Genomic DNA, 20168 nt, shown 5'->3' on the forward strand with positions numbered 1-20168 from the left:
TTTTCTGCGCAAAAATGCCCGATCTCTAAAGAAGATCGGGCATTTTTTAATAGGATGAATCCGTTGTACTGTTTGAGTTTGTGCTGCCGTCATTCGAATACGTCGTACCGTCAGTTGTTGTGCTTTCATCTGTGCCGGTGCTGTTTGTATCTGGACTATAATGTAAATGATCTTGGAGCGTTTTTCTGACAATCTCCAGATTTGCGGCGTCTGGTTCAAAATAATATGTGTTGTTCGGCCCTAGATATAAATCAGATCCTGTAATGCTCAACGTATCGATTTTCTTACTGGTAAAGCCGCTGTAAATCTGCTGCAGCGCTAAACCTTCCGTAATGCGAATGTTGGTTTCAACGTTTTCGCTTGCTTTTTCAGCGATTTTATCAATCTTAGCAATGTTGCTTGCACTTGACATTTGGTCAATCAGCGCATTTAAGATTTGTTTCTGTCTGTCATTACGGCCAAAGTCTCCGCGTTTATCCTGTTTTCTCATACGGGCATACGCCAAGGCTTCTTCGCCGTTTAAATGCATCTCGCCTTTTTTGAAGTAAATCCGTTTGCTTTCGTCCACGTCACTTTTTTCATCAAAATCGAACGGCACATCTACATCAATACCGCCAACTTCATTAATAACATCTTTAAATCCGTCAAAATCAACTGTGACATATTTATCGATCGGGATTTGCAAGAAGTTTTCAACAGTTTCAACTGTCTCATCTTTTCCGCCTTTGCTGTAAGCGGCATTAATCTTTGTTTTGCTTCCGGTTGTGTTACTGGCTAATTGCACACGTGTATCACGCGGAATACTCAGCATTTTCATGGTTTTATTTTTGGGATCCAGGGTAACGACAATAAGAGAGTCTGCTCTCCCTTTTTGTCCTTTGGTCGCGTAATCCTCTATCCCCATAAATAAAATAGAAAACGGCTTTTTCTTCATATCAACAACTTCACTGCGAAGATTTGATTTATTTCCGCGGGAAAGAGCATCATATGAATCATCCGCAGCGCTAATGGTTTTATAAAGTTTATATCCTCCAAGCCCTACGACCACCAATAAGGCAAGGGTGAATAATAACATCATTCTTTTTAAAATTTTCCTGCGTTTGCTCTTTTTCTTCTTTCGCACACGCACTCTAACGCGTTCAGTCATTATTCAGTCTCCTTTATGTGATTGACGGCTTTTTCAAGGTGCGTCAACTCTCCCTCTTTAATATCACTCTTTCCATTTGTCAGTTCTGTCATCCACTCAGAAAACGCGTTTGTTTCTTTTTCTTCCACGTATACTTCGAATTCAACATGTTCGGCATAATGGATGTCCTTTAGCAGAAATTGTGATTCTCTTAGTTCATTTTCAATCTTGCCGAGCCACGTGTAATCCGCGGAAGTATGCATGACCCGCATGAGCTTACGTTCTACAACACCTATATGATTTAATCCTTCAGACACTGATTTCCCATAAGCGCGAATTAATCCGCCGGCCCCAAGTTTAATGCCTCCGAAGTATCGTGTAACAACGGCGCAAGTATCTTTAAGGCCGCGTTTTTTTAATACTTCAAGCATCGGCACTCCCGCTGTGCCGCTTGGTTCTCCATCATCATTGGCTTTTTGGATATGGTCGTTTTCGCCAATGACGTAAGCCGAGCAATTATGAGTTGCATTCCAGTGCTGTTTTTTTATTTTCTGTATAAACTCCTGTGCCTCTTGTTCAGTAGAAACACGGCTTAAATGACAGATAAAACGCGATTTTTCTATAACAATCTCGTGTTCTCCTGCTTCTTTCACAGTAAAATAGCTGTGCAGCATGCTTGCTGACCCCCTGCTAAGCATAAAAGACTGCCTATACAAATTCGTACAGTCTTTAGAATTTTTGTGCGTATTTTGGTATCATAAAGAATAGAAGGTATATAAAATTGTTTTTTTCTAGAATATACGCATTCTTTCATTATAATTCGACATAAATTGCAGATCAATTACATTTATAATAAAAATATATAACAACGCCGTGACGGAGGGAAATTATGAATAAAACAAAGATGGATTCCAAAGTTTTGGATTCTATTTTGATGAAGATGCTGAAAACCGTTGACGGGAGCAAGGACGAGGTTTTTCAAATCGGGGAACAGTCACGCCAGCAGTATGAACAGCTGGTTGAAGAACTAAAACAGATTAAACAGCAGGTTTATGAAGTGATCGAGCTAGGCGATAAACTAGAAGTGCAAACCCGCCATGCGAGAAACCGTTTATCCGAGGTCAGCCGCAATTTTCATCGATTCAGCGAGGAGGAAATTCGCACTGCTTACGAAAAAGCCCATAAGCTGCAGGTGGAATTGACGATGATCCAGCAGCGAGAGAAGCAGCTGCGCGAACGCCGGGATGATTTAGAGCGCAGATTGTTAGGCCTTCAGGAAATCATTGAACGGTCGGAATCATTAGTAAGCCAAATTACAGTTGTCCTTAACTACTTGAATCAGGATTTGCGCGAAGTCGGACTGCTTCTTGCTGATGCTCAGGCAAAACAGGATTTTGGCTTGAGAATTATTGAAGCGCAGGAAGAAGAACGAAAAAGGGTCTCAAGAGAAATTCATGACGGACCGGCTCAAATGCTGGCAAATGTGATGATGAGATCGGAATTAATCGAGCGGATTTTCCGTGACCGCGGCACTGAGGACGGTTTCCAAGAAATTAAAAATCTCCGTCAAAATGTGCGAAATGCTCTTTACGAAGTAAGAAGGATTATATATGATTTAAGACCGATGGCCCTTGATGATCTGGGTCTGATTCCAACTTTGAGAAAATATCTATATACAACAGAGGAATATAACGGTAATGTTAAAATACATTTTCAGTGCATCGGTGATACAGAGGATAGGCGGCTTGCGCCCCAGTTTGAAGTGGCGTTATTCAGGCTCGCACAGGAAGCTGTGTCTAATGCACTAAAGCATTCCGAATCTGAAGAAATTACTGTCAAAGTTGAGATCACAAAGGATTTTGTGATTTTAATGATAAAAGATAACGGCAAAGGGTTTGACCTGAAGGAAGCGAAAGAGAAGAAAAACAAATCATTCGGCTTGCTTGGCATGAAAGAAAGAGTAGATTTATTGGAAGGAACCATCACAATAGATTCGAAAATAGGTCTTGGGACATTTATTATGATCAAGGTTCCGTTATCTCTTTGACTATGATTTGTAAAATAGAGCCAAATGGCATATTGACCGAATGCTAGCGTATATAGAACAATAATAAAAGGAGGCGTGGCTTGTGACTAAAGTAAACATTGTTATTATCGACGACCATCAGTTATTTCGTGAAGGTGTTAAACGGATATTGGATTTTGAACCTACCTTTGAAGTGGTAGCCGAAGGGGACGACGGAGATGAAGCGGCTCGTATTGTCGAGCACTATCATCCTGATGTTGTGATCATGGATATCAATATGCCAAACGTAAATGGTGTGGAAGCTACAAAACAGCTTGTAGAGCTGTATCCTGAATCTAAAGTAATTATTCTATCAATTCACGATGACGAAAATTATGTAACACATGCCCTGAAAACCGGCGCGAGAGGTTATCTGCTGAAAGAGATGGATGCCGATACATTAATTGAAGCGGTTAAAGTAGTTGCCGAGGGAGGTTCTTATCTTCATCCGAAGGTTACTCACAACCTCGTTAACGAATTTCGCCGTCTTGCAACAAGCGGAGTTTCTGCACACCCTCAGCATGAGGTCTACCCTGAAATCCGCAGACCATTACATATCTTAACTAGACGGGAATGTGAAGTGCTGCAGATGCTTGCAGACGGAAAAAGCAACCGCGGTATCGGTGAATCATTGTTTATCAGTGAGAAAACCGTCAAAAACCATGTGAGCAATATCTTGCAGAAAATGAATGTAAACGACCGGACGCAAGCCGTTGTGGTCGCCATTAAAAATGGCTGGGTAGAAATGAGATAGTATAATTACGAGACTTGCCTTTTATTAGGCAGGTCTTTTTTTAGTCTGCCGTTTCGCTTACAATAGATTTATTAAGCAATAAGGCAGGTATCGAATCTATGAATATTGCAGTCGTAACAGACAGCACGGCATATATCCCGCAAGAAATGCGTGAACAACATCAAATACATATGATCCCACTCCAGGTTGTGTTTGGTGAAGAAACATATCGTGAAGAAATCGAATTGGACTGGAGAAGCTACTACGAGGAAGTAAAGAAACATACTGAGCTTCCCACGACTTCACAGCCGCCAATCGGCGAGCTGATCGCTTTGTATGAAGAGCTTGGCAAGTCTTATGATGCGGTTATCAGTATCCATCTTTCCAGCGGAATAAGCGGCACGTTCAGCAGTGCAGCAGCGGCTGACGCAATGGTGGAAAATATTAACGTGTATCCATTTGACTCAGAGATCAGCTGTTTGGCTCAAGGTTTTTATGCTCTTAAAGCTGCTGAATTAATCAAAAATGGAGCGTCATCACCGGAAGATATCATAAAAGAACTGGAAGAAATGAAAAAAACAGTTCGGGCGTATTTTATGGTAGATGATTTAGCGCATCTTCAGCGGGGCGGACGATTAAGCAGTGCCCAGGCCTTTATTGGGAGTCTTCTAAAGGTAAAGCCTATTCTTCACTTTGACAATAAGGTAATTGTGCCTTTTGAGAAGATTCGCACACGTAAAAAAGCAATTTCACGAATTTATGAGCTTTTAGACGAGGATGCGAGTAAAGGATTGCCTATGCGCGTTGCTGTTATTCACGCTAATCGAGAAGAAGAAGCAGCGAAAATCATTGAGGAGCTTTCTGCAAAATATCCCCATGTCGAATTTTATAACAGTTATTTTGGAGCGGTAATCGGCACTCATTTGGGTGAGGGCGCGCTTGGAATTTGCTGGTGTTTTCAATAACGTGAAATCTCCGTTTTAGCAACGGAGATTTTTTTATATTCATATTTTGACCACTGGACAGAAAATATTCAATCAGCCATACTTTCTCGAAAGGAGCCGGTGCTATGAATATGACTTTCTCAAAAGAATTACAGCAGACGCTTCAAGGCCGTCATTTGCTCAGAACTGAAGTCCCATTTTCCGATGAGCTGATTGAATGGCATATCAAGAACGGCTATATTGGCGCTCAAAACTCAATATCCAAAAATAAACGGGAGTATAGGTGTAATAGGTGCGGCCAAAGTGATCAGCGTTATTTTTCTTTTTATCACACATCTGGAAAGAAGCAGCTGTATTGCCGTTCCTGTGTCATGATGGGAAGAGTAAGTGAGGAAGTGCCTTTATATTCATGGAAAGAGGAGGATGAACTCCATTGGAAGCCTATCAAGCTGACTTGGAATGGCGAGCTCTCAAGCGGACAGCAAAAAGCCGCCAATGTTTTAATTGAAGCAATATCCAGAAAAAAAGAACTCCTCATCTGGGCAGTTTGCGGCGCTGGCAAAACAGAGCTATTATTCCCCGGTATAGAGTCAGCATTAAATCAAGGACTGCGTGTATGTATTGCGACACCCCGCACCGATGTTGTATTAGAGCTTGCTCCAAGGCTCAAGGCCGCTTTTCAGGGCGCTGACATTGCGGCACTATACGGGAGCAGCGAGGACAAAGGGCGTCTATCTCCTCTTGTGATTTCCACTACACATCAGCTTTTGCGATATAAAGACGCATTCGATGTTATCATCGTTGATGAAGTTGATGCTTTTCCGTATTCCGCTGATCCAACTCTTCAATTCGCTGTTCAAAAAGCCAAAAAGAAAAACAGCACCCTGGTTTATTTAAGTGCAACACCTTCTAAAGAACTAAAAAGAAAAACACTGAACGGACAGCTGCATTCAATTCGCATTCCAGCAAGACACCATCAGAAGCCTCTTCCAGAACCGCGTTTTCTATGGTGCGGAAACTGGAAAAAGAAATTAATCCGAAATAAAATCCCGCCAGCGGTAAAAAGATGGATAGAGTTTCATGTGAAAGAAGGGAGGCCTGTGTTTTTATTTGTTCCCTCCGTTTCTGTTTTAGAAAAGGCAGCGGCCTGCTTTAAAGATATTCATTGCCGAACGGCGTCTGTTCATGCGGAAGATAAGGACAGAAAAGAAAAAGTACAGCAATTCAGAGATGGTCAGCTTGATCTTTTAATCACAACAACAATATTAGAAAGAGGCGTTACGGTTCATAAGGTGCAAACAGGGATATTAGGAGCGGAATCACCTATCTTTACGGAAAGCGCACTTGTGCAAATCGCAGGAAGAACCGGCCGGCATAAAGAATACGCGGACGGCGATGTTATTTTCTTTCACTACGGAAAAACAAAAAGTATGCTGGATGCAAGAAAGCATATAAAAGAAATGAATGCTTTGGCGGAAAAAAATGAAAGAACAGACTAGCCATTATTTGAAAACATGGTACAGTATACTCATATAACTGATGATGAGGGGCTGTAAAAATGCTTGTCAATTCCAAAGAAATCATAATGAAAGAACTGCTCGACCGATATATGGACCAGCTTCATATGACTTGCACTTGCCAAGTATGCAAAAACGATGTATTGGCACTTTCTTTGAATCAAGTAAGACCATCTTATGTTACTGATCTTAAAAAGGTCGCATATACGAAAGCTGAGTTGGTAGATAAACAAAAAAATACGGCTATGCTTGTGATTTTGGCTGAATCTGCTGCGGTGATTTCAGATAGTCCAAACGAATTATGCCAAAAGAAGCGGGAGGGGGGATTCATAAACTGATCTGTCTATTATGTGATACGCCATTTTCTCAACCTGTTACATGGAGAGCTCTTTTTTTATTAAAGCTTGAAGAAAAGGTCTGTCATTTCTGCAGAAGCAAATTCAAAAAAATCACAGGGCATATCTGCCCGCTATGCGGCAAGCCTCAATCCATTCATGAGCTATGCAAGGATTGCGAGACGTGGAAATTATAGATGAATGACAGCTTGCTGCTGCGCCAAAACCGTTCAGTTTACACATATAATGATATGATGAAAGAAACACTCTCCCGTTTTAAATTTAGAGGAGATGCAGAAATCATAAATGCATTTAAAAGTGATTTCTCTTCAACCTTCTCAAAGGTTTACCCCGATAAGCATGTTGTTCTCGTTCCTATTCCGCTGAGCAAGGAACGGGAAAAGGAGCGTGGATTTAATCAGGCACAGCTCCTCGCAGAATGCTTAGACCGTCCTATCCGCCGTGCCCTCTTCCGCTTGAATAATGAGAAACAGTCTAAGAAAACGAAAGCAGAACGCCTGCTTTCAGAGCATTTTTTTGATACAAAAAACAATTCAGTCGAAGGTATGAATATCATTTTAATAGACGATCTTTATACAACAGGCGCTACTTTGCATTTTGCAGCCCGCTGCTTATTAGAGAAGGGGAAAGCCGGTTCTGTGGCATCTTTTACCTTGATCAGAAGCTAAATGATTCTGTTTTTCTGCCGATATAATCACTAGAAATTAACAGGTATATTATCGAATAAGGAGAAAAGAAGATGGGAGAACTGGCGAATTGCCCAAAATGCAATACTTTATTTTTAAAAACAAAGCTGCAAACTGTATGTCAGGCGTGTATTAAGGAAGAAGAAAAGTCATTTGAGACTGTATATAAGTTTTTAAGAAAACAGGAAAATCGGAAATCAACTTTGGACCGCATAACAGAGGAAACAGGTGTAGAAGAAGAGCTGATATTGAAATTCATCAGGCAGAAACGGATTCAAATCACTCATCTTCCTAATTTGGCATACCCATGTGAGAGGTGCGGGACATCGATTCGAGAAGGCAAGTTCTGCAAGGCTTGCCAGTCAGATATAAAGGCTCAAATGGATCATTTGGACCATGAAGATACACTGAAAACCGAAAGGGAAAATAGTAAAAAAGACACGTACTATGCCTATAATACCAAAAACAGCTGATTCCCTAAACTAACTGAAACCGCAGTCGATAAAAGGGTTAGATTGTTTAAAGACTGCAACGGAAAGCGAGAGGAATCCTATGAAAATCAATCAATTTGGAACACAATCCGTTAATCCATACCAAAAAAAATATGAAAAGCAAGCGGTGCAAAAAAATGCTGCACAGCCTCAAGATAAAATTGAGATTTCATCACAGGCTAAAGAAATGCAACATGCATCTGATGCAGTCACTGGTTCGCGTCAGGAAAAAATTGCGCAGCTAAAAGCGCAAATTGAAAACGGGTCATACAAAGTAGACGCTAATCATATAGCGAAAAATATTGTTAATTTTTATAAAAAGCAATAAAAAGGAGAAAGCCCATGTCAGCAAAGCCAATTATTGACCAATTGAAGCGACTTTGCGTTCTTCATGAGCACCTGCTCACGCTGTCTCAGGAAAAGACGGAAGCGCTCAAGGCCGGCAAAACGAAAGAGCTTTCTAACATTTTGACAAAAGAGCAAAAATATATACAAGCAATCGGACAGACAGAAGATGACCGGATCAAAGCAACTTCCGCCTTTCTCGGATACAGTGAAAACAACACCATTTCCGCATGTATCGCCAAAACTTCAGGCAGTGAAAAGGAAGAGCTGGAACAACTATATGAGTCTCTTTCTAACGCTATCGGACGTCTGAAGGAAGTGAATGAGATGAATAGGCAGCTCACGAGAGACGCGCTGCAATTCATTTCAATTTCGTACGATATGCTGGTTCCTAAGGAAAATAACTTCAATTACAGCAAATCAATTAAAGCTGAGCTTCCGAAGAGCAGCCGAATGAAGCTATTTGATTCAAAAGCTTAGCAGAAAGGAATTCAGAACATGACATCTACCTTTATGGGGCTTGAAACTGCAAGGCGGGCGTTAAGCGCTCAGCAAGCAGCGTTAAGCACTACTGCAAATAACGTGGCAAATGCCAATACAGACGGTTATACAAGACAGCGGGTCTCATTGGAAGCAACTGACTATTTTCCTGCTGTATCAAAAAACGCAGAAAAAACCGCGGGACAAATAGGAACGGGTGTTCAAGGCAAATCAGTTGAGAGAATTAGAGATATCTTTCTTGACTACCAATACCGCCTCCAAAACAACAGTGCCGGTTACTACGACACTAAGGCCAAGGCTTTGTCCCAAATGGAAGGCATCTTAAATGAGATGGATGAGAGCGGCTTAAACAGTGTGCTCAATTCATTTTGGAATTCCCTTCAGGAGTTATCAAACAATACAAATGAAGACAGCGCGCGTTCGGTTGTTGCTGAAAAAGGAAAAGCTTTAGCAGAAACGTTTAATTACCTGTCTGAATCACTTACAAATGTCCAAACAAACTTAAAAGCGGAGCTGGATACTACTGTATTAGATGTCAATTCTCTGCTTTCTCAATTAAACAGCTTAAATAAGCAAATTGCGCAAGTGGAGCCAGTCGGGCTTATTCCGAATGGTTTATATGACCAGCGGGATGTGCTGATCGATAAATTATCTTCAATGGTTGATATCAAACTCAGCTATAACAAATCAGGCGGGAATGCACTTGCTTCTGCTGAAGGAACTGTATCAATTGAAATCATTGATAAAAATAAACAGTCGCTGGGAACTGTTTTGGACGGTAAAAATTATGAGGTTTCTGAACTCGCAGCCAATTATGATAATGGAACGGGTTTAGTATCAAGTATTTCAATCGGAGGCGCTGCTGTACAGGCTGGGTCATTCAGCAGTAAAGGGTCTCTTTTAGGATTTATAGAATCTTACGGATATGTAACAGCAGGCGGCGAAGTAAAGGGCGCGTACCCGAATATGCTTTCTGACCTTGATAATATGGCGCTTGATTTCGCCAAAGCTTTCAATGAGGTTCACAAAAATGGTTTGACCAAAAGCGGAGAGCAAGGCGGTAACTTTTTTGATTTTACCGGAGGCGAATCTGAGCCGGCAAAAGGAGCAGCGGGCAAGATTAAAATTGCTGACAGCATATTAGATTCAAAAGGCGCGAACATTGCTTTCTCACTAACTGGCGCTGCCAATGACAATGCGAATGCAACAAAGCTAGCGAATGTTTTAACTGGTGATATTACCATTAATGGCACAAAAACAAGTGTGCTGGATTTCTATGCGGGACTGATTGGCGAGCTTGGAATTAAAGCGCAAGAAGCGAATCGGCTCGCGTCTAATACTGAAACACAGCTTAATGACGCCGACATCAACCGTCAGCAAATGAGCGCGGTTTCTTTAGATGAAGAAATGACGAATATGATTCAATTCCAACACGCATACAATGCTGCTGCGAGAATGGTGACTTTACAAGACGAAATCCTTGATAAAGTGATTAACGGCATGGGTGTCGGAGGAAGGTAGGTAGATCAAATGAGAGTCACACAAGGCATGATTCAGCAAAACTCATTGAGATATATCGGTTCAAGCTACTCGAAGCTGGATAATCTTCAATCACAGATTTCTTCAGGAAAAAAAATCTCAAAAGCATCCGACGATCCTGTCGTAGCTATGAAAAGCTTAAAATACCATACGCAATTATCTCAAGTTCAGCAATATCAAAGTAATGCTTCTCAAGCTTTTACCTGGCTTGAAAACTCAGAAACAAACATTACTGAAGGAATTGACATTTTAGCGAAAGTCAAAGATTTAGCTATTAAGGCTGAAAATGACACAAATGGTGAAGATGAGCGACAAGCGATTGGCGTAGAAGTAAAGCAGTTAAAGGATCAGCTTTTAAAAATTGCGAATACACAAGTGAACGGCAGATATATCTTTAATGGGACGAATTCAGACACGCCTCCGGTTACTGATAACGGAGATGGAACTTATACCATTTCCGATACTGCTGATGTTGTGGTCAATATATCAAATAATATGAACTTAAAAGTGAATTCAGATCCAAAGTCAGCCTTTGGGGGCACGTCTGAAAGCGGACAGAATGTATTTGAAATGCTTGACTCATTTGAGCAAGCACTTAGTTCCGACTCACTCGATGGCATGGACAATGTTTTAGAGGATATTGATCAATTTTCTAGCGGCATGAGCGCTGAACGCTCTGATCTCGGAGCAAGATATAATCGTCTTGAACTGATTAATACTAGACTCTCAGCTCAAGAAGAAACAGCTACAAAAGTGTTGTCTGACAATGAAGATGTAGAACTGGAAAAAGTAATAACAGAATTTATTGCGCAGCAAAGCGTGCATAGGGCTACCCTTGCTGTAAATGCGCAAATTGTTCAGCCTACATTGATTGACTTTTTAAAGTAAGCGGCTCTCAGGAGTTCGCTTTTTTTATAGTTTAGGAGGTAGAGTGATGCAAATTCCCAGATTGATTATGCACAGTGTTCAAGGGAAAATCGGTTTAACGACGACGCCCGCCACCTTAAAAATGGAGCAGCCGCAAGCCGATCTCGAAATTGAACAGCCAAGCGCGGAAATGGAAATAACGGTGACGCCTGGAAAACTCACGATTGACCAAACGCAAGCATGGGAAGAATTAGACAGAAAGCATGTTTTCAAAAGAATTGAAGAAGCCGCACAACAAGGGCAGGAGGATGTAATGGCGGGAATAGCCCGAACTGTAGAAGAAGGAGAGGAGCTTATGAGAATTGAAAACAAAGGGAATCCAATTGCTTCACAAGCAAAGAGGAACTCTGAAATGCAACAAATTCAATTAGGCGAACATTATGCTCCTTCTCTTTCAAGAGTGAAAATACAATATACCCCGTCACAGCTTGATATTCAGATTACGCCGCAAAAGCCTGTCATTCAGGCTGAACCGAATAAGCCAATTGTGGATTATACGCCGGGGAACGTTAAGGTTGACATGCTGCAATACCCTGATTTAAAAATAGATGTAGAATACCCGAAAGAATCATCCGAAAAGTAAACAGAAAAGGATCGTGAACAATGATCATTCAAACGAAGTACCATGGCCAAATGAACGTAAAAGAAGAACAAATTATTCTTTTTGAAAGCGGGATTCCAGGCTTTTTAGAAGAAAAACAGTTCGTTATTCTTCCGCTGTCAGAAGACTCTCCATTCGTGGCGCTGCAGTCCGTCACTTCAGAAAATCTTGCGTTCATTGTTGTCAGTCCGTTCATCTTTTTTAAGAACTATGAATTTGACCTTGATGCATCAACCGCCGAGCTTTTGGATATTGATAACATTGAAGACGTGGAAGTCATGACCATATTGACAATGGCTGAGCCGTTCGAAAAATCGACTGCCAATTTACTGGCTCCCATTATTGTGAATCGCAAGAACATGAAGGCTAAGCAAGTCGTTTTACACGACTCCTCATATACGACAAAGCATCCGATTGGAGGAGAATCATGCTAGTTTTATCGCGGAAAATAAACGAAGCGATTCAAATAGGTGCTGATATTGAAGTGAAAGTCATTTCGGTTGAAGGTGATCAAGTGAAGCTGGGAATTGAAGCCCCAAAGCATATTGATATTCACCGGAAAGAAATATACTTAACTATTCAGGAAGAAAACAACCGCGCGGCAGCGTTATCCGGCGATGTCATCTCCGCATTATCCTCACAAAAAAAGTGAGGATTTTTTTATTTTTCTATTAACAAAATCAGTGATAATCCGATATTAATGATGTAGCCGGCAGGAGGCGCGAAAAACTCCGCCAGTTATAAAAAAATGAGGCACAAGGACGTGCCAAAAACATATTCAGGGAGGAACAAAACAATGAGAATTAACCACAATATCGCAGCGCTTAACACATTAAACCGTTTAGGTTCAAATAACGGTGCAGCACAAAAAAACATGGAGAAACTTTCTTCAGGTCTTCGTATCAACCGTGCGGGAGATGACGCAGCAGGTCTTGCGATCTCTGAAAAAATGAGAGGACAAATCAGAGGTCTTGAAATGGCTTCTAAAAACTCTCAAGACGGAATTTCTCTTATCCAAACAGCTGAGGGTGCATTGACTGAAACTCACGCGATTCTTCAACGTATGCGTGAACTTACTGTTCAAGCAGGAAACACTGGAACACAGCAAACAGAAGATTTAACTGCAATTAAAGATGAAATGGATGCTTTAGTTCAAGAGATTGATGGTATTTCTAATCGTACTGAATTTAACGGCAAAAAGTTATTAGATGGAACTGAAACTGCTGGATTCACTTTCCAAATCGGTGCAAATGCTGGACAAAACATTAATGTTACTATTGGCTCAATGGATGCAACAACATTAGGAGTAAACGCTATTGATGTGTCAGCAACTACTTTTGATTTTGACACTGAGATCGCTAAAATTGATACTGCTATTACAAGTGTTTCTAGCGAACGTTCTAAACTTGGTGCGGTACAAAACCGTCTAGAGCACACAATTAACAATTTGAGCGCTTCTGGTGAAAACTTAACAGCTGCTGAGTCTCGTATCCGTGACGTTGACATGGCGAAAGAGATGAGCGAGTTCACAAAGAACAACATTCTTTCTCAAGCTTCTCAAGCGATGCTTGCGCAAGCGAACCAACAGCCACAAAACGTACTTCAATTGTTACGTTAATTTTAAAAGGACCTTGGCGTTTGCCGGGGTCTTTTACTTTATATTCTTATCTCCGAATCATTCCTCTTGTTGTCACTAACTCATGATATAATAACCGGATTGCCCGCTAGCTTGATAAAAGTATATCTAAACAAGAAATCTAAAATGGATGAGTTTTTTTCCAAAAATATGTGTAATCTTCTCTCTACTCAGTCGATATAAACGGTAGATTGGGGCATAGGGGATGATCAATTGAATATTGAAAGGCTCACTACGTTACAACCTGTTTGGGATCGTTATGATACTCAAATACATAATCAAAAAGATCATGAGAATGAGGTTCCTGTTCAGCAAGTTTCATATGCCAATCTCGCTGAAACGGTAGGGGAAATGAACAAGCTTTTGGAACCTTCGCAAGTTCACCTGAAGTTTGAGCTCCACGAAAAGTTAAATGAATACTATGTAAAGGTAATAGAGGACTCTACAAATGAAGTCATCCGCGAAATTCCGCCGAAACAGTGGCTTGATTTTTATGCGGCTATGACTGAATTTCTTGGGTTGTTTGTAGATGAAAAAAAGTAGATGAGGAGTGTTTGAAATGGTCATGAGAATAACAGGTTTGGCGTCAGGAATGGATATAGATGATATCGTCTCAAAACTGATGCAGACAGAAAGAGCGCCGCTTGACAGGCTGACGCAAAAAAAGCAGACGCTTGAATGGCAGCGTGACAGCTATCGGGAAGTAAATACGAAAATAAAAGAATTGCAAGATTATATGTCTAAAAATACGCTGACATATCCGAGTACGTATCAGAGCAAAACTGTGACAAGCTCCAATGAGTCTGTGTTAACTGCTACAGGAACTGTAAGCGCGCCAAACTCTTCTTCTACGATTGAAGTAGCAAACTTGGCAACGGCGGCAACGTATAAGGCCGATAATTATGCGGGATACACTCAAGGCGACTATAATTTGGCATTTAATGTTGTTGCGCCTGGCGAGACAACGGCAAAAACCGTCAACATCAGTGTGACGAGCGCTGATACGATTGATAATGTGATTTCTAAAATTAACACCTCTGATCTCGGAGTATCAGCCTTTAAAGATAAAATTTGGAATGGTACCGAGTATGTAGAAACGATTGCGTTTTCTTCTAAAGCAACAGGCGCAGGAGGCAGCATACAGGCAGCAGACTCAGCTACAGCCGACTTTATGTCCGGCCAGCTTGGTTTTTCCTTAGACGCTGATAATAAGCTTATTGCACACAAAGAAGGAACAAATGCAAAAGTCACAATCGATGGCTTTGAAATGGAGAAGCTGACAAACAACTTTACGGTTAACGGTGTTACCTACTCGCTCAAAAATACAACAGCAACCACAGGCCCTGTTACTACATCTGTTTCTACTGATGTTGACGGGATTTTTAATCAAATTAAAGAATTTGTAAATAAATACAATGAATTGGTAGACAGCCTGAATGAAAAGCTGCACGAAGAAAAATACAGAGACTATACGCCGTTGACGAGTGAACAAAAAGAAGCAATGTCCGATAAAGAGGTAGAACTCTGGGAAGAGAAGGCAAAAAGCGGTTTGCTGAGAAATGATACCAGTATAAGTACGGGTACGAACCAAATGAGAACGGATTTTTATTCTCAAGTAACGGCTGATGGAAAAACACATCAATTGACTGAGTTTGGTATCACAACTTCAAGCACATACCAATTGCGGGGGCATTTAGAGATTGATGAAACAAAACTAAAGGCAAAAATACAAGAAGACCCGAAAAGTGTTGCCGCTTTATTTACAAGCGGAACGAACAGCAGCCCTTATAGTGAAAAAGGGATTATGAAACGCATCGGCGATACACTGAAAAGCACAGTGAAAAGTATAGAAGCAAAAGCCGGCAACTCGACAATGGGAACTGATAACTACTTAATCGGTAAAAATATAAACACGATTAACACTGATATCTCTAAAATGCAGGACCGATTGAATACGGTTGAAAACCGGTACTATAAAAAATTCAGTGCAATGGATTCTGCGATTCAAAAAATGAATGAACAAGCGTCCTATTTATCACAGCTTCTTGTACAATAAAAGTAATTTGGAGGATGACACATGGCGATCCAAAATCCTTATACAGCTTATCAGCAAAATTCAGTGAATACGGCTACACCCGGTGAACTGACGCTAATGCTGTATAATGGCTGTTTGAAATTTATAAGACTTGCATCCCAGGCTATCGAGAATGATGATATGGAACGTAAAAATGAGAATCTGATCAAGGCGCAAAATATCATACAGGAATTAAATTTTACACTGAACCGTAACATTGAGCTTTCCAATTCCCTGGGCGCGATGTACGACTATATGTATCGAAGATTGGTGCAGGCAAATATCAAAAGTGATACGAGCATGCTGGCTGAGGTTGAAGGCTATGTAACAGATTTTCGCGATGCATGGAAACAAGCCATTCAAAGTGAGCGGAAGGACCGGCACGGATCAGGCGGAATGGCATGAACAACATAGATCGACTATACACTGAGACGAAGAGTATGCTGTCACATATACAAGATACACCGGAAAGCGATGAACTTTTAACGGAAATCGAAGACTTTGTGGCTAAACGGGCAGAACTTATTCAGGAGATCTCTCCGCCGCTTTCAGAAGAAGAACGGAAGCAGATGAAACTGGTTCTGACATGGGATCAGCTTATTGTGAATGAAATGGGAAGACTTAAGCAGTCGATCGCAGACGAGCTCCAGCAAGTGAAAAGAAAACGGACGATGCATACGACGTATTTAAATCCTTATAACAACATCACGATAGACGGCAGATATTATGACAAGCGTAAATAGGTGAGTGCCGTGAAGAGCATTGAAGATTATACGCTTTTATCAGCTTATTATCATCTTCTTTTTACCATTGAAGAAGGGCTGTGTTATTTGATAGAGGCTGAACAGAATTTATCAAAAACTGAAGGGGATCGGATCTACCAAGATCTGATCCAAGCCTTTTTTTATTTGGATTCATCACATTCAACCCTTCTTTTTATTATGAATACGGGGTGTGCTGAATGTAGTATTAAAGCATTTGACGAAATTTTTGCGGAGTTTGACCAATTGGTTTCTTTCTCTTTTCCCTCTCATGAGTTTTTCGAGTATTTAAAAGAACATTTTCTGATTCATTATAGAAAATGGATGCTGTCCATTCATCAATGTATGGAGCCCTTTGTCATCAATTAATTTAGGCGAGGATGAGGTATTTGTTTCTTACAAACAGCATATACATATACCTCATAACCGCCCATAACTGCAGCATATAAAACATCATTCGACAAAGTTCACTGATTTTTCACAAAAAATTTACGTTTGGGCAGGGATTGTGAAGGGTAAAGGAGAAATAGATACATATCCTTAATAAAAGGGAGGCGTTCTTTGATGAACTATAACATCAGAGGAGAAAATATTGAAGTGACACCCGCGTTAAAGGATCATGTCGAGAAGAAAATCGGCAAGCTGGAGCGTTATTTTGACCATAGCGTGAATGCCGATGTGAACGTCAACTTGAAGTTTTACAATGACAAGGAGTCTAAAGTTGAGGTTACGATTCCGATGACAGATCTGGCGCTTCGGTCTGAGGTGCATAACGAGGATATGTACAACGCAATTGATCTCGCAACAAACAAACTGGAACGTCAAATCCGTAAGCATAAAACGAAAGTAAACCGCAAATTCCGTGAGCAGGGCTCTCCAAAATATCTATTAGCGAATGGTCTCGGCTCTGATACAGATATTGCGGTTCAAGATGAAATAGAAGACGTGGATAGCCTGGACATTGTCCGTCAGAAACGATTTAATTTAAAACCGATGGACAGTGAAGAAGCAATCTTGCAAATGAATATGCTTGGCCACAATTTCTTTGTTTTCACCAATGCGGAAACAAACCTTACAAATGTTGTATACCGCAGAAATGATGGGAAATATGGCTTGATTGAACCGACTGAATAATGAAGAGCAACCTTCCGTGATCGACACGGAAGGTTTTTGTTTTTTCTTATTTGCAAATTCTTTGGAAATAACCCAAGGTATGATATGATAATGAGAGGTATACATGGGCTAGTAAATTATTTATACATGCCTGCACATCAGGCATGTGAAGATAGAGGAGCGTTATAAATGCTTGGAATTTTAAATAAAATGTTTGATCCAACAAAACGTACGCTGAACAGATACGAAAAAGTAGCTAACGATATTGATGCGATTCGCGGAGACTATGAAAATCTCACTGACGATGCACTAAAACATAAAACGATTGAATTTAAAGAGCGCCTTGAAAAAGGGGAGACAACCGATGATCTTCTTGTTGAAGCATTCGCCGTTGTTCGGGAAGCTTCACGCCGCGTAACCGGCATGTTTCCGTTCAAAGTCCAGCTCATGGGGGGCGTAGCGCTTCATGACGGAAATATCGCGGAAATGAAAACAGGGGAAGGGAAAACGTTAACGTCTACTCTGCCTGTTTATTTAAACGCGTTAACAGGAAAAGGCGTTCACATCGTGACTGTCAACGAATACTTGGCGAGCCGTGATGCTGAGCAAATGGGGGAAATTTTCGAGTTTCTCGGTTTGACTGTCGGATTGAATTTAAACTCACTGTCAAAAGAAGAAAAGCGGGAAGCTTATGCCGCGGACATTACTTACTCCACAAACAACGAGCTTGGCTTCGACTATTTACGTGACAATATGGTTCTTTATAAAGAGCAGATGGTTCAGCGCCCGCTTCATTTTGCGGTAATAGATGAAGTTGACTCTATTTTAATTGATGAAGCGAGAACGCCGCTTATCATTTCTGGACAAGCTGCAAAATCCACTAAGCTGTACGTACAGGCAAATGCTTTTGTCCGCACATTAAAAGCAGAGAAGGATTATACGTTTGATATCAAAACAAAGGGTGTACAGCTGACTGAGGAAGGAATGACGAAAGCGGAAAAAGCGTTCGGCATTGATAACCTGTTTGATGTGAAGCATGTCGCGCTCAACCACCATATCAACCAGTCCCTAAAAGCACACGCTGCGATGCAAAAGGACGTTGACTACGTTGTAGAAGACGGACAGGTTGTGATTGTTGATTCGTTTACGGGACGCCTGATGAAAGGCCGCCGCTACAGCGAGGGCCTTCACCAAGCGATTGAAGCGAAGGAAGGGCTTGAGATTCAGAACGAAAGCATGACCTTGGCGACAATTACGTTCCAAAACTACTTCCGCATGTATGAAAAACTTGCCGGTATGACAGGTACGGCTAAGACAGAGGAAGAGGAATTCCGTAACATCTATAACATGCAGGTTGTTACGATCCCTACTAACAAGCCTATTGTTCGTGACGACCGTCCGGATTTAATTTACCGTTCGATGGAAGGGAAGTTTAAGGCCGTTGCGGAGGATGTCGCACAGCGTTACATGACGGGACAGCCTGTTCTTGTCGGTACGGTTGCGGTTGAAACATCTGAACTGATTTCTAAGCTGCTCAAAAACAAAGGGATTCCGCATCAAGTGTTAAACGCCAAAAACCATGAACGTGAAGCGCAGATTATTGAAGAAGCCGGCCAAAAAGGAGCAATTACGATTGCGACAAACATGGCGGGACGCGGAACGGATATTAAGCTTGGCGAAGGCGTAAAAGAGCTTGGCGGTCTTGCTGTTGTCGGAACGGAACGACATGAATCACGCCGGATCGACAATCAGCTGCGGGGTCGTTCTGGACGTCAGGGAGACCCGGGGATTACCCAATTTTATCTTTCTATGGAAGATGAATTGATGCGCAGATTCGGAGCTGAGCGGACAATGGCGATGCTTGACCGGTTCGGCATGGATGACTCTACTCCAATTCAAAGCAAAATGGTATCCCGCGCGGTTGAATCGTCTCAAAAACGCGTCGAAGGCAATAACTTCGATTCACGTAAACAGCTCCTGCAATATGATGACGTTCTCCGCCAGCAGCGTGAGGTCATTTATAAGCAGCGCTTTGAAGTTATTGATTCTGAAAACTTGCGTGAAATCGTTGAGAATATGATCAAGTCTTCTCTTGAACGTGCTATTGCAGCTTATACGCCAAGAGAAGAGCTTCCTGAGGAGTGGAAGCTTGACGGTCTTGTTGAGCTTGTCAACACGACTTATCTTGATGAAGGCAAGCTTGAGATAAGCGACATCTTCGGCAAAGAGCCGGATGAAATGCATGAGCTCATTATGGATCGCATCATGACCAAATATAATGAAAAAGAAGAGAACTTCGGCGAAGAGCAAATGCGTGAATTCGAAAAAGTCATCGTCCTTCGCGCAGTTGATTCAAAATGGATGGATCACATCGACGCAATGGATCAGCTTCGCCAAGGGATTCACCTTCGAGCTTACGCGCAGACAAATCCGCTTCGTGAGTATCAAATGGAAGGCTTTGCGATGTTTGAGAATATGATTGAATCGATCGAGGACGAGGTCGCAAAATTTGTGATGAAAGCTGAGATTGAAAACAATCTGGAGCGTGAAGAGGTTGTACAGGGCCAGACAACGGCCCATCAGCAGCAAGAAGGCGACGATAACAAAAAAGCAAAAAAAGCACCGGTTCGCAAAGTGGTTGATATCGGCCGAAATGCCCCATGCCACTGCGGAAGCGGAAAAAAATATAAAAATTGCTGCGGCCGGGCTGAATAGTTCGACCGGGCAAGGTTATTGACCGCGGCGCCTGCAGG

23 protein-coding genes and 1 pseudogene are annotated in these 20168 nt (G+C 41.5%); 22 read left to right on the forward strand and 2 right to left on the reverse strand.

Going from position 1 to position 20168, the window contains the following annotated elements; translation table 11 throughout:
* Positions 1-46: 46 nt before the first annotated feature.
* Both SC79_RS12565 and SC79_RS12570 read right to left on the reverse strand, forming a co-directional pair.
* A complete protein-coding gene (locus tag SC79_RS12565; protein ID WP_039075342.1) occupies positions 47-1147 on the reverse strand; it encodes an LCP family protein in 1101 nt (366 codons plus the stop codon).
* Positions 1147-1800, reverse strand: a complete 654-nt coding sequence (locus tag SC79_RS12570) for a YigZ family protein (protein ID WP_039075343.1) — start codon at positions 1798-1800, stop codon at positions 1147-1149. The genes SC79_RS12565 and SC79_RS12570 overlap by 1 nt, the downstream gene beginning before the upstream one ends.
* 215 nt (positions 1801-2015) lie before the next feature.
* Here SC79_RS12570 and degS point away from each other — a divergent pair, with 215 nt between their 5' ends.
* The 22 genes and pseudogenes from degS to secA all read left to right on the forward strand — a co-directional run bounded on the left by degS (position 2016) and on the right by secA (position 20130).
* The gene (degS, locus tag SC79_RS12575; protein WP_039075344.1) at positions 2016-3173 is read left to right on the forward strand and encodes a two-component sensor histidine kinase DegS; all 1158 of its coding nucleotides are present in this window, start codon (positions 2016-2018) and stop codon (positions 3171-3173) included.
* An 82-nt stretch (positions 3174-3255) separates the two neighbouring features.
* Positions 3256-3945 carry a two-component system response regulator DegU gene (degU, locus tag SC79_RS12580; RefSeq protein ID WP_003219701.1) on the forward strand — a complete coding sequence of 230 codons (690 nt, stop codon included), beginning with the start codon at positions 3256-3258 and terminating at the stop codon, positions 3943-3945.
* 98 nt (positions 3946-4043) lie between these two features.
* On the forward strand, positions 4044-4889 hold the full coding sequence (locus SC79_RS12585) for a DegV family protein (protein ID WP_039075345.1): 846 nt from the start codon (positions 4044-4046) through the stop codon (positions 4887-4889).
* Between the two features lie 104 nt (positions 4890-4993).
* The gene (gene comFA / locus SC79_RS12590) at positions 4994-6367 is read left to right on the forward strand and encodes an ATP-dependent helicase ComFA (RefSeq protein ID WP_039075346.1); all 1374 of its coding nucleotides are present in this window, start codon (positions 4994-4996) and stop codon (positions 6365-6367) included.
* Between the two features lie 59 nt (positions 6368-6426).
* Entirely contained in the window at positions 6427-6723 is a 297-nt protein-coding gene (locus tag SC79_RS12595) for a late competence development ComFB family protein (protein ID WP_039075347.1), read from the forward strand.
* Positions 6687-7409, forward strand: a pseudogene (locus SC79_RS12600) (phosphoribosyltransferase family protein). Before SC79_RS12595 ends, SC79_RS12600 begins: the two are co-directional and overlap by 37 nt.
* A 71-nt stretch (positions 7410-7480) precedes the next feature.
* Positions 7481-7900 carry a TIGR03826 family flagellar region protein gene (locus SC79_RS12605; RefSeq protein WP_039075348.1) on the forward strand — a complete coding sequence of 140 codons (420 nt, stop codon included), beginning with the start codon at positions 7481-7483 and terminating at the stop codon, positions 7898-7900.
* Positions 7901-7979: 79 nt separating this feature from the next.
* A complete protein-coding gene (flgM, locus tag SC79_RS12610; protein WP_010328774.1) occupies positions 7980-8246 on the forward strand; it encodes a flagellar biosynthesis anti-sigma factor FlgM in 267 nt (88 codons plus the stop codon).
* 14 nt (positions 8247-8260) lie between these two features.
* Complete coding sequence (flgN, locus tag SC79_RS12615; RefSeq protein ID WP_010328773.1) at positions 8261-8743, forward strand: flagellar protein FlgN; 483 nt, start codon at positions 8261-8263, stop codon at positions 8741-8743.
* Between the two features lie 18 nt (positions 8744-8761).
* Positions 8762-10285 (forward strand): flagellar hook-associated protein FlgK, encoded by a 1524-nt coding sequence (flgK, locus tag SC79_RS12620; RefSeq protein WP_039075349.1) that lies wholly within the window; start codon positions 8762-8764, stop codon positions 10283-10285.
* 9 nt (positions 10286-10294) lie between these two features.
* On the forward strand, positions 10295-11191 hold the full coding sequence (gene flgL / locus SC79_RS12625) for a flagellar hook-associated protein FlgL (protein WP_039075350.1): 897 nt from the start codon (positions 10295-10297) through the stop codon (positions 11189-11191).
* Between the two features lie 46 nt (positions 11192-11237).
* Positions 11238-11813 (forward strand): DUF6470 family protein, encoded by a 576-nt coding sequence (locus tag SC79_RS12630; protein WP_039075351.1) that lies wholly within the window; start codon positions 11238-11240, stop codon positions 11811-11813.
* 20 nt (positions 11814-11833) lie between these two features.
* Positions 11834-12265, forward strand: coding sequence for a flagellar assembly protein FliW (fliW, locus tag SC79_RS12635; RefSeq protein ID WP_039075352.1), 432 nt, complete (start codon positions 11834-11836; stop codon positions 12263-12265).
* Positions 12259-12483 carry a carbon storage regulator CsrA gene (csrA, locus tag SC79_RS12640; protein ID WP_039075353.1) on the forward strand — a complete coding sequence of 75 codons (225 nt, stop codon included), beginning with the start codon at positions 12259-12261 and terminating at the stop codon, positions 12481-12483. Before fliW ends, csrA begins: the two co-directional genes overlap by 7 nt.
* Before the next feature lie 144 nt (positions 12484-12627).
* Positions 12628-13449 (forward strand): flagellin Hag, encoded by an 822-nt coding sequence (hag, locus tag SC79_RS12645; protein ID WP_039075354.1) that lies wholly within the window; start codon positions 12628-12630, stop codon positions 13447-13449.
* 231 nt (positions 13450-13680) lie between these two features.
* Positions 13681-14010 carry a flagellar protein FlaG gene (gene flaG / locus SC79_RS12650; protein WP_039075355.1) on the forward strand — a complete coding sequence of 110 codons (330 nt, stop codon included), beginning with the start codon at positions 13681-13683 and terminating at the stop codon, positions 14008-14010.
* 16 nt (positions 14011-14026) lie between these two features.
* Positions 14027-15523: a flagellar hook-associated protein 2 gene (locus SC79_RS12655; RefSeq protein ID WP_039075356.1), complete on the forward strand. Its 1497-nt coding sequence runs from the start codon at positions 14027-14029 to the stop codon at positions 15521-15523.
* A gap of 21 nt (positions 15524-15544) precedes the next feature.
* Positions 15545-15946 (forward strand): flagellar export chaperone FliS, encoded by a 402-nt coding sequence (fliS, locus tag SC79_RS12660; RefSeq protein WP_039075357.1) that lies wholly within the window; start codon positions 15545-15547, stop codon positions 15944-15946.
* Complete coding sequence (locus SC79_RS12665; RefSeq protein ID WP_039075358.1) at positions 15943-16284, forward strand: flagellar protein FliT; 342 nt, start codon at positions 15943-15945, stop codon at positions 16282-16284. Before fliS ends, SC79_RS12665 begins: the two co-directional genes overlap by 4 nt.
* A gap of 9 nt (positions 16285-16293) precedes the next feature.
* Entirely contained in the window at positions 16294-16671 is a 378-nt protein-coding gene (locus SC79_RS12670) for a hypothetical protein (RefSeq protein ID WP_039075359.1), read from the forward strand.
* 195 nt (positions 16672-16866) lie between these two features.
* Positions 16867-17436, forward strand: coding sequence for a ribosome hibernation promotion factor (gene hpf / locus SC79_RS12675; protein WP_039075360.1), 570 nt, complete (start codon positions 16867-16869; stop codon positions 17434-17436).
* Between the two features lie 168 nt (positions 17437-17604).
* On the forward strand, positions 17605-20130 hold the full coding sequence (secA, locus tag SC79_RS12680) for a preprotein translocase subunit SecA (RefSeq protein ID WP_039075361.1): 2526 nt from the start codon (positions 17605-17607) through the stop codon (positions 20128-20130).
* Positions 20131-20168: the final 38 nt, after the last annotated feature.

This window comes from Bacillus sp. MSP13, assembly GCF_000815295.1.
Taxonomy (GTDB): Bacteria; Bacillota; Bacilli; order Bacillales; family Bacillaceae; genus Bacillus; species Bacillus vallismortis.

Excerpts from the sequence above, each read along its gene's own strand:
- SC79_RS12565 (WP_039075342.1), bottom strand. The coding sequence starts at position 1,147 with ATGACTGAACGCGTTAGAGTGCGTGTGCGAAAGAAGAAAAAGAGCAAA.
- SC79_RS12570 (WP_039075343.1), bottom strand. The coding sequence starts at position 1,800 with ATGCTGCACAGCTATTTTACTGTGAAAGAAGCAGGAGAACACGAGATT.
- degS (WP_039075344.1), top strand. The coding sequence starts at position 2,016 with ATGAATAAAACAAAGATGGATTCCAAAGTTTTGGATTCTATTTTGATG.
- SC79_RS12585 (WP_039075345.1), top strand. The coding sequence starts at position 4,044 with ATGAATATTGCAGTCGTAACAGACAGCACGGCATATATCCCGCAAGAA.
- comFA (WP_039075346.1), top strand. The coding sequence starts at position 4,994 with ATGAATATGACTTTCTCAAAAGAATTACAGCAGACGCTTCAAGGCCGT.
- SC79_RS12595 (WP_039075347.1), top strand. The coding sequence starts at position 6,427 with ATGCTTGTCAATTCCAAAGAAATCATAATGAAAGAACTGCTCGACCGA.
- SC79_RS12605 (WP_039075348.1), top strand. The coding sequence starts at position 7,481 with ATGGGAGAACTGGCGAATTGCCCAAAATGCAATACTTTATTTTTAAAA.
- flgM (WP_010328774.1), top strand. The coding sequence starts at position 7,980 with ATGAAAATCAATCAATTTGGAACACAATCCGTTAATCCATACCAAAAA.
- flgN (WP_010328773.1), top strand. The coding sequence starts at position 8,261 with ATGTCAGCAAAGCCAATTATTGACCAATTGAAGCGACTTTGCGTTCTT.
- flgK (WP_039075349.1), top strand. The coding sequence starts at position 8,762 with ATGACATCTACCTTTATGGGGCTTGAAACTGCAAGGCGGGCGTTAAGC.
- flgL (WP_039075350.1), top strand. The coding sequence starts at position 10,295 with ATGAGAGTCACACAAGGCATGATTCAGCAAAACTCATTGAGATATATC.
- SC79_RS12630 (WP_039075351.1), top strand. The coding sequence starts at position 11,238 with ATGCAAATTCCCAGATTGATTATGCACAGTGTTCAAGGGAAAATCGGT.
- fliW (WP_039075352.1), top strand. The coding sequence starts at position 11,834 with ATGATCATTCAAACGAAGTACCATGGCCAAATGAACGTAAAAGAAGAA.
- csrA (WP_039075353.1), top strand. The coding sequence starts at position 12,259 with ATGCTAGTTTTATCGCGGAAAATAAACGAAGCGATTCAAATAGGTGCT.
- hag (WP_039075354.1), top strand. The coding sequence starts at position 12,628 with ATGAGAATTAACCACAATATCGCAGCGCTTAACACATTAAACCGTTTA.
- SC79_RS12655 (WP_039075356.1), top strand. The coding sequence starts at position 14,027 with ATGGTCATGAGAATAACAGGTTTGGCGTCAGGAATGGATATAGATGAT.
- fliS (WP_039075357.1), top strand. The coding sequence starts at position 15,545 with ATGGCGATCCAAAATCCTTATACAGCTTATCAGCAAAATTCAGTGAAT.
- SC79_RS12665 (WP_039075358.1), top strand. The coding sequence starts at position 15,943 with ATGAACAACATAGATCGACTATACACTGAGACGAAGAGTATGCTGTCA.
- hpf (WP_039075360.1), top strand. The coding sequence starts at position 16,867 with ATGAACTATAACATCAGAGGAGAAAATATTGAAGTGACACCCGCGTTA.
- secA (WP_039075361.1), top strand. The coding sequence starts at position 17,605 with ATGCTTGGAATTTTAAATAAAATGTTTGATCCAACAAAACGTACGCTG.